Source organism: Pseudomonas sp. LB3P14 (assembly GCF_054898045.1).
Genome location: NZ_CM142714.1, coordinates 4,367,721 through 4,380,936, shown reverse-complemented (window position 1 = coordinate 4,380,936; position 13,216 = coordinate 4,367,721). Strand labels below are relative to the sequence as shown.

General features: G+C 57.0%; 12 protein-coding genes and 2 tRNA genes. 13 read left to right on the top strand and 1 reads right to left on the bottom strand.

What is annotated here, in order from left to right:
* Positions 1-78: 78 nt before the first annotated feature.
* From carB to ACYZT5_RS20225, 3 genes are read left to right on the top strand one after another with little or no spacing between them, the layout of a single operon-like run.
* A complete protein-coding gene (carB, locus tag ACYZT5_RS20235) occupies positions 79-3,300 on the top strand; it encodes a carbamoyl-phosphate synthase large subunit (RefSeq protein WP_462047104.1) in 3,222 nt (1,073 codons plus the stop codon).
* Complete coding sequence (gene greA, locus ACYZT5_RS20230; protein ID WP_462047103.1) at positions 3,297-3,773, top strand: transcription elongation factor GreA; 477 nt, start codon at positions 3,297-3,299, stop codon at positions 3,771-3,773. Before carB ends, greA begins: the two co-directional genes overlap by 4 nt.
* Before the next feature lie 28 nt (positions 3,774-3,801).
* Entirely contained in the window at positions 3,802-4,206 is a 405-nt protein-coding gene (locus tag ACYZT5_RS20225) for an MFS transporter (protein WP_462047102.1), read from the top strand.
* Between the two features lie 9 nt (positions 4,207-4,215).
* On the opposite strand, the gene ACYZT5_RS20220 is transcribed toward ACYZT5_RS20225, so the two are convergent.
* The gene (locus tag ACYZT5_RS20220; RefSeq protein ID WP_007942889.1) at positions 4,216-4,524 is read right to left on the bottom strand and encodes a YhbY family RNA-binding protein; all 309 of its coding nucleotides are present in this window, start codon (positions 4,522-4,524) and stop codon (positions 4,216-4,218) included.
* A gap of 105 nt (positions 4,525-4,629) precedes the next feature.
* Between ACYZT5_RS20220 and rlmE the strand changes: the two genes are divergently transcribed.
* The 10 genes from rlmE (at position 4,630) to nusA (ending at position 13,205) form a co-directional block, all read left to right on the top strand.
* Positions 4,630-5,262, top strand: coding sequence for a 23S rRNA (uridine(2552)-2'-O)-methyltransferase RlmE (gene rlmE, locus ACYZT5_RS20215; RefSeq protein ID WP_201114939.1), 633 nt, complete (start codon positions 4,630-4,632; stop codon positions 5,260-5,262).
* 200 nt (positions 5,263-5,462) lie between these two features.
* A complete protein-coding gene (gene ftsH / locus ACYZT5_RS20210) occupies positions 5,463-7,376 on the top strand; it encodes an ATP-dependent zinc metalloprotease FtsH (protein ID WP_462047101.1) in 1,914 nt (637 codons plus the stop codon).
* Positions 7,377-7,384: 8 nt separating this feature from the next.
* The gene (gene folP / locus ACYZT5_RS20205; RefSeq protein ID WP_462047100.1) at positions 7,385-8,236 is read left to right on the top strand and encodes a dihydropteroate synthase; all 852 of its coding nucleotides are present in this window, start codon (positions 7,385-7,387) and stop codon (positions 8,234-8,236) included.
* 14 nt (positions 8,237-8,250) lie between these two features.
* The gene (glmM, locus tag ACYZT5_RS20200; RefSeq protein WP_462047099.1) at positions 8,251-9,588 is read left to right on the top strand and encodes a phosphoglucosamine mutase; all 1,338 of its coding nucleotides are present in this window, start codon (positions 8,251-8,253) and stop codon (positions 9,586-9,588) included.
* 66 nt (positions 9,589-9,654) lie between these two features.
* Complete coding sequence (gene tpiA, locus ACYZT5_RS20195) at positions 9,655-10,410, top strand: triose-phosphate isomerase (protein WP_462047098.1); 756 nt, start codon at positions 9,655-9,657, stop codon at positions 10,408-10,410.
* Positions 10,411-10,414: 4 nt separating this feature from the next.
* Positions 10,415-10,798 carry a preprotein translocase subunit SecG gene (gene secG / locus ACYZT5_RS20190; protein WP_017336473.1) on the top strand — a complete coding sequence of 128 codons (384 nt, stop codon included), beginning with the start codon at positions 10,415-10,417 and terminating at the stop codon, positions 10,796-10,798.
* Between the two features lie 22 nt (positions 10,799-10,820).
* A tRNA-Leu gene (locus ACYZT5_RS20185) sits at positions 10,821-10,906 on the top strand.
* A gap of 96 nt (positions 10,907-11,002) precedes the next feature.
* Positions 11,003-11,079 (top strand) — tRNA-Met (locus ACYZT5_RS20180).
* Between the two features lie 138 nt (positions 11,080-11,217).
* Complete coding sequence (rimP, locus tag ACYZT5_RS20175) at positions 11,218-11,676, top strand: ribosome maturation factor RimP (RefSeq protein WP_010463487.1); 459 nt, start codon at positions 11,218-11,220, stop codon at positions 11,674-11,676.
* A gap of 47 nt (positions 11,677-11,723) precedes the next feature.
* A complete protein-coding gene (nusA, locus tag ACYZT5_RS20170; RefSeq protein WP_008024459.1) occupies positions 11,724-13,205 on the top strand; it encodes a transcription termination factor NusA in 1,482 nt (493 codons plus the stop codon).
* Positions 13,206-13,216: the final 11 nt, after the last annotated feature.

The following is a 13,216-nucleotide window of genomic DNA, read 5'->3' as shown; positions in this document are numbered from 1 at the left end:
TATCGGTGGCCCCCTCAAGGCTTCAAAGATTGAACAAGACGGCTTGCCGACTGACCTGCGGATTTGAGTGACAAACCCATGCCAAAACGTACAGACATTAAAAGCATCCTGATTCTCGGCGCTGGCCCGATCGTAATCGGCCAGGCCTGCGAATTCGACTACTCCGGCGCCCAGGCCTGTAAAGCCCTGCGCGAGGAGGGTTACCGCGTCATTCTGGTGAACTCCAACCCAGCGACCATCATGACCGACCCGGACATGGCTGACGCCACGTACATCGAGCCGATCAAATGGCAGACTGTTGCCAAGATCATCGAGAAAGAGCGTCCGGACGCGCTGCTGCCGACCATGGGTGGCCAGACCGCTCTGAACTGCGCACTGGATCTGGAGCGCGAAGGCGTTCTGGAGAAGTTCGGCGTAGAGATGATCGGCGCCAACGCTGACACCATCGACAAGGCTGAAGACCGTTCACGCTTCGACAAGGCGATGAAATCCATTGGTCTGGACTGCCCGCGTTCGGGTATCGCCCACAGCATGGAAGAGGCCAACGCAGTGCTCGAGAAGCTTGGCTTCCCGTGCATCATCCGTCCGTCCTTCACCATGGGCGGCACTGGTGGCGGTATCGCTTACAACCGTGAAGAGTTCGAAGAAATCTGCGCCCGTGGTCTGGATCTGTCGCCGACCAAAGAGCTGCTGATCGACGAATCCCTGATCGGCTGGAAAGAGTACGAGATGGAGGTTGTCCGCGATAAGAAGGACAACTGCATCATCGTCTGCTCCATCGAAAACTTTGACCCGATGGGCGTGCACACCGGTGACTCGATCACTGTTGCGCCAGCGCAGACTCTGACGGACAAGGAATACCAGATCATGCGTAACGCCTCGTTGGCGGTACTGCGTGAGATCGGCGTGGAAACCGGCGGCTCCAACGTTCAGTTTGGCATCTGCCCCGATACTGGCCGTATGGTCGTGATCGAGATGAACCCGCGTGTATCCCGCTCTTCGGCACTGGCCTCGAAAGCCACTGGTTTCCCGATTGCGCGTATCGCTGCCAAGCTGGCGATCGGCTACACCCTGGACGAGCTGCAGAACGAAATCACCGGCGGCGCTACTCCTGCATCCTTCGAGCCGTCCATCGACTACGTCGTGACCAAGCTGCCACGCTTCGCCTTCGAGAAATTCCCGAAAGCCGACGCACGCCTGACCACTCAAATGAAGTCGGTCGGTGAAGTCATGGCCATCGGCCGGACTTTCCAGGAATCCCTGCAGAAAGCTCTGCGTGGTCTGGAAGTGGGCGTTTGCGGCCTGGACGAGAAGCTCGACCTGAGCAACCCGGAAAGCATGAGCGTACTCAAGCGCGAACTGACCGTGCCGGGCGCCGAGCGTATCTGGTACGTGGCTGACGCCTTCCGCGCGGGCCTGTCGGTCGAAGACATCTTCGGCATGAACATGATCGACCCGTGGTTCCTGGTGCAGATCGAAGATCTGATCAAGGAAGAAGAGAAGGTCAAGACCTTGGGTCTGGCCAGCATCGACCGCGACGTGATGTTCCGCCTCAAACGCAAAGGCTTCTCCGACATGCGTCTGGCCAAGCTGCTGGGCGTGACCGAGAAGGCCCTGCGTCGCCACCGTCACAAGCTCGAGGTTTACCCAGTCTACAAGCGCGTTGACACCTGCGCGGCCGAGTTCGCCACCGACACCGCTTACCTCTACTCAACGTACGAGGAAGAGTGCGAAGCCGCGCCGTCGGGCCGCGACAAGATCATGATCCTCGGCGGCGGTCCAAACCGTATCGGCCAGGGCATCGAGTTCGACTACTGCTGCGTACACGCGGCACTGGCTCTACGCGAAGACGGTTACGAGACCATCATGGTCAACTGCAACCCGGAAACCGTTTCCACCGACTACGACACCTCCGATCGCCTGTACTTCGAGCCAGTAACCCTGGAAGACGTGCTGGAAATCGTCCGCGTCGAGAAGCCAAAAGGCGTGATCGTCCAGTACGGCGGCCAAACCCCGTTGAAACTGGCGCGTGCCCTGGAAGAAGCTGGCGTACCGATCATCGGCACCAGCCCTGACGCTATTGACCGTGCTGAAGACCGTGAGCGTTTCCAGCAGATGGTTGAGCGCCTGAACCTGCGTCAGCCGCCAAATGCCACCGTGCGCAGCGAAGACGAAGCGATTCGTGCCGCCAGCAAGATCGGTTACCCGTTGGTGGTTCGCCCGTCCTACGTGTTGGGCGGTCGTGCGATGGAAATCGTCTACGAAGAAGAAGAACTCAAGCGCTACCTGCGTGACGCGGTGAAAGTGTCCAACGACAGCCCGGTGCTGCTCGACCACTTCCTCAACTGCGCCATCGAAATGGACGTGGATGCAGTTTGCGACGGCACCGACGTGGTGATTGGCGCGATCATGCAGCACATCGAGCAGGCCGGCGTTCACTCCGGTGACTCCGCATGCTCCCTGCCGCCGTACTCGCTGCCTGCACACATCCAGGACGAGATGCGCGAACAGGTCAAGAAAATGGCCCTGGAACTGGGCGTTGTCGGCCTGATGAACGTTCAGTTGGCGCTGCAAGGCGAAGACATCTACGTCATCGAAGTCAACCCGCGCGCTTCCCGTACCGTACCGTTTGTGTCCAAGTGCATCGGCGTTTCCCTGGCGATGATCGCGGCACGCGTGATGGCGGGTAAAACACTGAAGGAAATCGGCTTCACCAAAGAAATCATTCCGAACTTCTACAGTGTGAAAGAGGCGGTATTCCCATTCGCCAAATTCCCTGGTGTGGACCCGATCCTGGGCCCAGAGATGAAGTCCACCGGTGAAGTGATGGGCGTGGGCGACACCTTTGGTGAAGCGTTTGCCAAAGCGCAAATGGGTGCCAGCGAAGTGCTGCCGACTGGCGGTACTGCGTTCATCAGCGTGCGTGATGACGACAAACCACTGGTTGCAGGCGTGGCTCGTGATCTGATCAACTTGGGCTTCGAAGTGGTCGCCACTGCTGGTACTGCCAAGCTGATCGAAGCCGCAGGCCTGAAAGTGCGTCGTGTGAACAAGGTGACCGAAGGTCGTCCGCACGTGGTCGACATGATCAAGAATGACGAAGTCACCCTGATCATCAACACCACCGAAGGTCGTCAGTCGATCGCTGATTCGTACTCCATTCGTCGTAATGCCTTGCAGCACAAGATCTACTGCACCACCACCATTGCTGCTGGCGAAGCTATCTGCGAAGCGCTGAAGTTCGGTCCCGAGAAGACCGTGCGCCGCTTGCAGGATCTACACGCAGGATTGAAGGCATGATCAAATACCCAATGACCGTCAAGGGCGCAAAAGCCCTGGAAGAAGAACACGCTCATCTGACCAAGGTTGTCCGTCCGAAGCTCAGCCAGGACATCGGTACGGCCCGCGAGTTGGGTGACTTGAAAGAAAACGCCGAATACCACGCTGCTCGCGAGCAGCAAGGTATGGTCGAGGCACGGATCCGCGACATCGAAGGCCGCATGCAGAACGCGGTGATCATCGATGTCACGACTATTCCTCACACCGGCAAAGTGATCTTCGGCACCACCGTTGAAATCGCCAATGTCGAGACGGATGAAAGCGTCACTTACCACATCGTTGGTGAGGATGAGGCTGACTTCAAACTCGGCAAGATTTCGGTGGGTTCGCCACTGGCCCGCGCCTTGATTGCCAAGGAAGAGGGTGATGTGGTTGCCGTGAAAACGCCAGGTGGCGTTATCGAGTACGAGATTGTCGAAGTCCGCCACCTCTGAAAGAAGGCGCCCGCTCCGTGCGGGCGCCATGCTTTGGCAGCTGACTCAGATGTTGTGGGTTGGCGGCCTGTGGCTGTTACATATCGGTCTGCTGCCGGTGCTGGGTCAGATAGGTCTGGCGCCGCTGCTGATCGACGAAATTGCAGGCATGCTGAATACGCTGATGGTGGGTTTCGCCACAGCGTGTTTGATTTTTCAGGCTTTGGTGCTGATTCAGGCCGAGGGCCTTGCCAGTCTATGGCGCGATATTCGTGGGCAACTGCTGTTGATGGCGCTGTATGGGTGCGCGATGTATGTCGCGGCGCGTATCGGCTGGCCGGATGCGTTGCGTTGGCAGGTGTTCAGCTATCTTGTTCTGGGTTTTTCCGGGCTGGTGCTGGTGTTGCAGCCGGTGCCGGGATGGAGTGGCAGGGCGCGCGAAGCACACCCTTGACCCTTGCCATCACTTGAAGCGATGAACGTTCGACAGCTGCTTGTTGACGCTGAAGTTCTTGCGGTAAATCAGTGCCATCTTGCCGATGACTTGAACCAGGTCCGCTTTGCCGACCTTGCAGAGTTCTGCAATGGACGCCAGGCGCGATTCGCGATCGAGGATGTTGAGCTTGATTTTGATCAGCTCGTGATCCGCCAAAGCGCGTTCAAGTTCGGCTAACACACCTTCAGTCAAACCGTTGTCAGCCACAATCAAAACTGGTTTCAGATGGTGGCCAATGGATTTGTACTGTTTCTTCTGCTCTTGAGTGAGCGGCATAATCTGACCCCTGCGTCTGATCTTGTAAAAAGCGGCGGCCAGTTTACCCGAGCGAGTCCGGGACCGCCCAGTTAATCACGACCCGTTTTATTTTCGAGGTGGCCCGTGGCCCGTTCCAAGACAAGCCTTAAGTGGCTGCAAGAGCATTTCAACGATCCATTCGTGAAAATGGCGCAAAAAGACGGGTATCGCTCCCGTGCCAGCTACAAATTGCTGGAAATCCAGGAAAGGGATCGCCTGATCCGTCCGGGCATGAGCGTAATCGACCTTGGAGCAGCTCCTGGTGGCTGGTCCCAGGTGACCAGTCGTCTGATTGGCGGGCAAGGTACATTGATCGCCTCCGACATCCTGGAAATGGACAGCATCCCTGATGTGACCTTCATTCAGGGCGACTTTACCGAGGACGCCGTATTGGCACAGATCCTTGAAGCGGTCGGAAATAAGGAAGTGGACCTTGTGATTTCCGATATGGCCCCCAATATGAGTGGACTGGCATCTGTTGATATGCCGAGATCGATGTTCCTGTGCGAGTTGGCACTGGATCTCGCGACCCGGGTTTTGAAGCCCGGTGGTGATTTTTTGATCAAGATCTTCCAGGGTGAGGGTTTCGACGAATACCACAAGAGCGTGCGCAAGCAGTTCGAGAAGGTCACGACGCGCAAGCCGAAATCGTCGCGCGATCGCTCCCGCGAGCAGTACTTGCTGGGCCGTGGTTTCCGCGGACGCAGTGAGGAGTAAGAGGTTTTTCGACCGGGGTGATAGGTTTTTCGTATTTCGCCCCGTGAGCATTAGCGAATATTGTGTAGAAAGTGTTTCACAAAGGGTTACAGACGGCGCCTGCCAGAGCCGTAGGTAATGTAGTAAGTTAGGCCGGTGAATATCATGCGAAGCGCGCGCCATTAGCGGAGCTTGCTTCAGAGGGTAGTTAATTGAACGATATGGCAAAGAATCTGATCCTGTGGTTGATCATCGCGGCTGTCCTGGTGACAGTGATGAACAACTTCTCCAGCCCTAACGAGCCGCAGACCCTCAACTATTCCGACTTCATCCAGCAAGTCAAGGATGGCAAGGTCGAGCGCGTAGCAGTTGACGGCTATGTGATTACCGGCAAACGCAATGATGGCGACAGCTTCAAGACCATTCGTCCTGCAATCCAGGACAACGGTCTGATCGGCGACCTCGTGGATAACCACGTTGTGGTCGAAGGCAAGCAGCCTGAGCAGCAAAGCATCTGGACTCAACTCCTGGTCGCAAGCTTCCCGATCCTGGTGATCATCGCCGTGTTCATGTTTTTCATGCGGCAGATGCAGGGCGGTGCCGGTGGCAAGGGCGGGCCGATGAGCTTTGGCAAGAGCAAGGCACGCCTGCTCTCCGAAGATCAGGTGAAAACCACCTTGGGTGACGTTGCCGGTTGCGACGAAGCCAAGGAAGAAGTCGGTGAACTGGTCGAGTTCCTGCGTGATCCGGGCAAGTTCCAGCGTCTGGGCGGCCGCATTCCACGTGGCGTGCTGATGGTGGGGCCTCCGGGTACCGGTAAAACATTGCTGGCCAAGGCGATTGCCGGCGAAGCCAAAGTACCGTTTTTCACCATTTCCGGTTCCGATTTCGTCGAGATGTTCGTCGGTGTCGGTGCCAGCCGTGTTCGTGACATGTTTGAACAGGCCAAGAAACACGCTCCATGCATCATCTTTATCGATGAAATCGACGCCGTCGGTCGTCATCGTGGTGCCGGCATGGGTGGCGGCCATGACGAGCGCGAACAGACTCTCAACCAGTTGCTGGTAGAGATGGACGGCTTCGAAATGAATGACGGCATCATCGTCATCGCCGCAACCAACCGTCCAGACGTACTGGACCCGGCATTACTGCGTCCGGGTCGTTTCGACCGTCAGGTTGTCGTCGGTCTTCCGGATATCCGTGGTCGCGAGCAGATTCTCAAAGTTCACATGCGCAAAGTGCCAATGGGTGACGACGTCGCTCCGGCCGTGATCGCTCGTGGTACTCCTGGTTTCTCCGGTGCCGACCTGGCCAACCTGGTGAACGAAGCGTCGTTGTTCGCAGCCCGTACCGGCAAGCGCATCGTCGAAATGAAAGAGTTCGAATTGGCCAAAGACAAGATCATGATGGGCGCCGAGCGCAAATCCATGGTCATGTCCGAGAAAGAGAAGCAGAACACTGCTTACCACGAAGCAGGCCACGCTATTGTTGGCCGCGTGGTGCCTGAGCATGATCCGGTCTACAAGGTTTCAATCATCCCGCGCGGTCGTGCGCTGGGTGTGACGATGTTCCTGCCTGAAGAAGATCGCTACAGCCTGTCCAAGCGTGCGTTGATCAGTCAGATCTGCTCGTTGTACGGCGGCCGTATTGCTGAAGAAATGACCTTGGGCTTCGACGGCGTCACCACCGGTGCGTCAAACGACATCATGCGTGCCAGCCAGATTGCACGGAACATGGTGACCAAGTGGGGCTTGTCGGAAAAACTCGGCCCGTTGATGTATGCCGAAGAAGAGGGCGAAGTGTTCCTCGGTCGCGGCGGTGGTGGTCAGGGTGCAAGCTTCTCCGGTGAGACAGCCAAGCTGATCGATTCCGAGGTGCGCAGCATCATTGATCAGTGCTACGGCACGGCCAAGCAGATCCTCACGGATAACCGTGACAAGCTCGACGCAATGGCTGATGCCTTGATGAAGTACGAAACGATCGATGCTGATCAAATCGACGACATCATGGCGGGTCGTACACCTCGCGAGCCTCGCGACTGGTCAGGAGACAGCACCGGTACTTCCGGAACACCTCCAACGGTGCAGGGTGAGCGTCCGGAGACACCTATCGGCGGTCCGGCTGCTGACGTTTAAGGTTTGAAATGACTTCAGTTCTGTCCTCGACCCGGTTGCCTTGCGGCAACCGGGTTCTTGATTTGGCCCGGACGCATGTCATGGGCATTCTCAATGTCACTCCCGATTCCTTCTCTGATGGTGGCCAATACAGCCAGGTCGATGCGGCCTTGCGCCATGCTGAGGCTATGGTGACGGCTGGCGCGACCCTGATCGACGTCGGTGGCGAATCGACCCGGCCTGGTGCCAGGGCGGTTTCACCGCTGGAAGAGCTGGAGCGCGTAGCACCCATCGTCGAGCGAATTCATCGCGAACTGGATGTGATTATCTCGGTCGATACGTCCACGCCAGCCGTCATGCGCGAAACCGCACGACTTGGGGCTGGATTGATCAATGATGTGCGCTCGTTGCGGCGCGATGGCGCTCTGGATGCGGCTGCGGCCACGGGTCTGCCGGTCTGTCTGATGCATATGCTAGGTGAGCCGGGCGACATGCAGGACAATCCGCAGTATCAGGACGTCACGAAAGAGGTGGGCGAGTTTCTCGTCGAGCGCATGGCCGAGTGTGCATCAGTAGGAATTACGGCTGAGCGGATCATTCTTGATCCGGGCTTTGGTTTCGCCAAAACCTTGCAGCACAATCTAAGCTTGTTCAAACATATGGAGGCCCTGCATGCCTTGGGGCGGCCCCTGTTGGTCGGGGTTTCGCGAAAGAGCATGATAGGTCAGGCCTTGAATCGTCCGGCTGGAGAGCGTTTGTATGGTGGTCTGGCGCTTGCGGCGCTGGCTTCGGTCAAGGGGGCGCGTATATTGCGCGTCCATGATGTGGCCGAAACCATCGATGTGGTGCGGATGATCGCCGCAGTGGAATCAGCCGAATAAACGATGGAGTACTTATGACTAAAAAATACTTTGGCACCGACGGCATTCGTGGCCGGGTCGGCGAGTACCCGATTACTCCTGACTTCATGCTCAAGCTCGGCTGGGCTGCAGGCATGGCGTTCCGCAAAATGGGCGCCTGCAAGGTATTGGTGGGCAAGGACACTCGGATCTCCGGCTATATGTTCGAATCGGCGCTTGAGGCCGGACTTACGTCAGCAGGTGCCGATGTCATGCTCCTGGGTCCGATGCCGACACCGGCCATCGCCTACCTGACACGTACCTTCCATGCCGAAGCGGGCATCGTGATCAGTGCTTCGCACAATCCTCATGATGACAACGGCATCAAATTTTTCTCCGGAAAGGGGACCAAGCTGCCGGATGAAGTCGAGCTGATGATCGAGGAGCTGCTCGACACTCCGATGACCGTGGTTGAGTCGAGCAAGATCGGCAAGGTATCGCGAATCAACGATGCCTCGGGCCGTTATATCGAATTCTGCAAAAGCAGCGTCCCGACCGGTACCAGCTTCGCGGGCCTGAAGATCGTGATCGATTGCGCTCATGGCGCGGTCTACAAAGTGGCGCCTAGCGTGTTCCGTGAGTTGGGGGCCGATGTCGTTGTGCTTTCTGCTCATCCTAATGGCCTGAACATCAATGAGAATTGCGGTTCTACCCATATGGAGCCGTTGCAAGCTGCTGTATTGGCTGAACATGCTGATTTGGGGATTGCCTTTGATGGTGATGGTGATCGAGTCCAGATGGTCGATCACACTGGCGCAGTCGTCGACGGCGATGAGTTGCTGTTCATCATTGCTCGCGATCTGCAGGGGCGTGGCAAGTTGCAGGGCGGTGTGGTCGGTACGCTGATGAGTAACCTGGGGCTGGAGTTGGCCTTGGCGGATCTGGCTATTCCTTTCGTGCGAGCCAATGTTGGCGACCGTTACGTAATCTCCGAGTTGCTGGAGCGCGATTGGCAGGTGGGTGGGGAAAACTCGGGGCACATTGTCTGCTTCAGTCACACCACCACTGGTGATGCGATCATCGCTGCACTGCAGGTGCTGATGGCGCTGAAGCGTCGCTCAGAGGGGCTGGCTCAAGCCCGTCAGGCATTGCGCAAATGCCCTCAAGTGCTGATCAACGTGCGTTTCGGCGGTGGTGCCAGCCCGCTTGATCATCCCTCGGTCAAAGAGGCCAGCGAACGCGTTACCAAGGCTATGGCTGGTCGTGGGCGCGTGCTGTTGCGCAAGTCCGGGACGGAGCCACTGGTGCGCGTCATGGTCGAAGGCGAGGACGAAACGCAGGTTCGCGGCTACGCCGAAGAGCTGGCAAAACTGGTTACTGAAGTTTCTGCCTGATTTCGGCTTGCCAGCCATGATTGTGTTGGGTAACATCTGCGCCCACTTTGACCGACGAGGTACAGCATGCGTCGCCCTATGGTAGCTGGTAACTGGAAGATGCACGGTACCCGCGCCAGCGTCGCTGAGCTGATCAATGGCCTTCGTCATCTGGCCTTGCCGAGCGGTGTTGATGTCGCGGTATTCCCGCCTTGCTTGCATATCAATCAAGTGATTGATGGCTTGAACGGAAAGTCGATTTCGGTCGGCGCGCAGAACTCTGCGGTGGAATCCATGCAAGGTGCATTGACCGGTGAGGTTGCGCCGAGTCAGTTGGTGGATACAGGTTGTTCCCTGGTGCTTGTCGGGCACTCCGAGCGACGCCAGATTATGGGCGAGCAGGACGGAATGCTGATTCGCAAGTTCGCAGCGGCACAGGCATGTGGCTTGATTCCGGTGTTGTGCATAGGGGAAACCCTTGAGCAGCGTGAAGCCGGTAAAACTCTAGAGGTTGTCGGGCGTCAGCTGGGCAGTATCATAGGGGAGCTGGGTGTTGGTGTCTTTGCAAAGGCAGTAATCGCTTACGAGCCGGTCTGGGCCATTGGCACCGGGCTGACTGCTTCGCCGCAACAGGCGCAGGATGTGCACGCAGCCATTCGCGCTCAGTTAGCGACAGAGAATTCTGAAGTCGCACAAGGTGTGCGGCTTCTATACGGCGGCAGCGTGAAGGCGGCCAATGCGGTCGAACTGTTCGGCATGCCGGATATCGATGGGGGGCTCATTGGTGGAGCTTCCCTGAATGCAGATGAGTTCGGTGCGATTTGTCGCGCCGCGGGAAACTGAAAAAATGCTGGAAACAGTCGTAGTCGTTTTTCATCTGCTGGGTGCATTGGGCGTAGTTGCTCTGGTATTGCTGCAGCAGGGTAAAGGTGCGGATGCTGGCGCGTCTTTCGGAGCAGGTGCTTCAAATACTGTGTTCGGAAGCCAAGGTTCCTCTACCTTTCTTAGTAAGTTTACTGCTATACTTGCCGCCGGTTTCTTCATAACCAGCTTAGGGTTAGGTTACTTTGCTAAAGAGAAGGCTCACCAGCTGACTCAAGTAGGTTTGCCAAATCCAGCAGTGTTGGAAGTTCCAAAGCAACAACCGGCTTCTGATGATGTACCGGTGCTTCAAGAGCAAAAGTCGGCTACTCCAGCGACTGACGTACCTCCAGCTCAAGAGCAAAAGTAAGAAGGGTTTCAAACGTAGTATTGCCGAGGTGGTGGAATTGGTAGACACGCAACCTTGAGGTGGTTGTGCCCATAGGGTGTAGGGGTTCGAGTCCCCTTCTCGGTACCAATTATCAGGAGAGCCCGCTGTTGCGGGCTTTCTTGTAGGTGGAAGGTTACATTGACCCTGTCAGGGATCGGTCGTATACTTCCGCCCCAGCTTTGTCGCGGGGTGGAGCAGTCTGGTAGCTCGTCGGGCTCATAACCCGAAGGTCGTCGGTTCAAATCCGGCCCCCGCAACCAGTTTAAGGAGCCCCTTTTAAGGGGCTTTTTGTTAGCTGGACACTTTCAACGCCGCTGTTCGACGGCGTTTCAAGGATGGGCGTTTCGCCCATTTTTTTATTTTGCACAGCATGCACATACATGCACGAGGGGGTTCAGGTGTCGAGCAAGCTAGAAGAGTTGCAGGCCTTGCTGGCCCCGGTGGTCGTGGCCCTAGGCTATGAATGCTGGGGTATTGAGTTTTCGGCTCAAGGTCGCCACTCAATGTTGCGCGTTTATATTGATAAAGAGGGCGGCGTGCTGGTGGACGATTGTGCCATCGTCAGCCGTCAGATCAGCGGTGTCCTGGATGTTGAAGATCCAATCGCCGTTGAATACACCCTTGAAGTTTCCTCGCCTGGCATGGAACGCCCACTGTTCACTATTGAGCAGTTTGCAAAATTTGCCGGTGAACAAGTGAAGATCAAGCTGCGCTCGCCTTTCGAAGGCCGACGCAACTTTCAGGGCCTTCTGCGCGGTGTAGAAGAGCAGGACGTCGTGGTGCAGGTAGAAGACCATGAGTTCCTGTTGCCGATCGATATGATCGACAAGGCCAACATTATTCCCAGTTTTGACTGAGACGCGGATCCCGCGGATCCAATGGCTTGCGAAAGGCGAGGCGTACGATGAGCAAAGAAGTACTGCTGGTTGTTGAGTCGGTATCCAATGAAAAGGGCGTACCGGCAAACGTAATTTTTGAAGCGCTGGAGCTGGCTCTGGCCACTGCTACCAAAAAGCGGTTTGAGGACGAAGTCGATCTGCGTGTGGAAATCAATCGCCACACGGGTGCTTACGAGACATTCCGTCGTTGGACGGTCGTCGAAGAAGCAGACCTGGACGATCCGGCCATCGAAACCTGGCCGAGCAAGGTTGCAGAAACGCATCCGGGTGCTCAGGTCGGTGATGTAGTCGAAGAAAAGATCGAATCCATTGAGTTCGGCCGCATCGCTGCACAGACTGCCAAGCAAGTCATCGTGCAGAAAGTTCGCGAAGCCGAGCGTGCTCAAGTCGTTGATGCCTATCGCGAGCGCCTGGGGGAAATCATCTCCGGCACCGTGAAGAAAGTGACCCGCGACAACGTGATCGTCGATCTGGGCAATAACGCTGAAGCGTTGCTGGCCCGTGAAGACATCATCTCTCGCGAAACCTTCCGCGTTGGCGTGCGTCTGCGTGCGCTGCTCAAGGAAATCCGCACCGAGAACCGCGGCCCGCAGCTGATCCTGTCGCGTACCGCGCCGGAAATGCTGATCGAGTTGTTCCGCATCGAAGTGCCGGAAATCGCTGAAGGCCTGATCGAAGTAATGGCTGCGTCCCGCGACCCGGGTTCGCGCGCCAAGATCGCGGTCCGCTCCAAGGACAAACGCATCGACCCGCAAGGCGCTTGCATCGGTATGCGCGGTTCGCGCGTCCAGGCAGTGTCGGGTGAGTTGGGCGGTGAGCGTGTTGATATCGTCCTGTGGGACGACAACCCGGCGCAGTTCGTGATCAATGCAATGTCGCCGGCTGAAGTGGCGGCAATTATCGTTGACGAAGATGCCCACGCAATGGACATCGCCGTTGGCGCAGACAATCTGGCTCAGGCCATCGGTCGCGGTGGTCAGAACGTGCGTCTGGCTAGCCAGTTGACTGGCTGGACCCTGAACGTGATGACCGAATCGGACATCCAGGCTAAGCAGCAAGCAGAAACCGGCGACATCCTGCGCAACTTCATCGACGAGCTGGAAGTCGACGAAGACCTGGCACAGGTGCTGGTAGATGAAGGCTTCACCAGCCTGGAAGAGATTGCCTACGTACCGTTGGAAGAAATGCTCAACATCGACGGCTTTGACGAAGAAACCGTCAACGAGCTTCGCGCTCGCGCCAAGGATCGTTTGTTGACCAAAGCCATCGCTACTGAGGAAAAGCTGGCAGACGCCCATCCGGCCGAAGACCTGCTCTCGCTTGAGGGTATGGACAAGGATTTGGCGATGGAACTGGCGGTGCGCGGCGTAATTACCCGCGAAGACCTGGCCGAGCAGTCTATTGACGATCTGCTCGACATCGACGGCATTGACGATGATCGTGCCGGCAAGTTGATCATGGCCGCCCGAGCCCACTGGTTCGAGTAATTAGGCGCGGC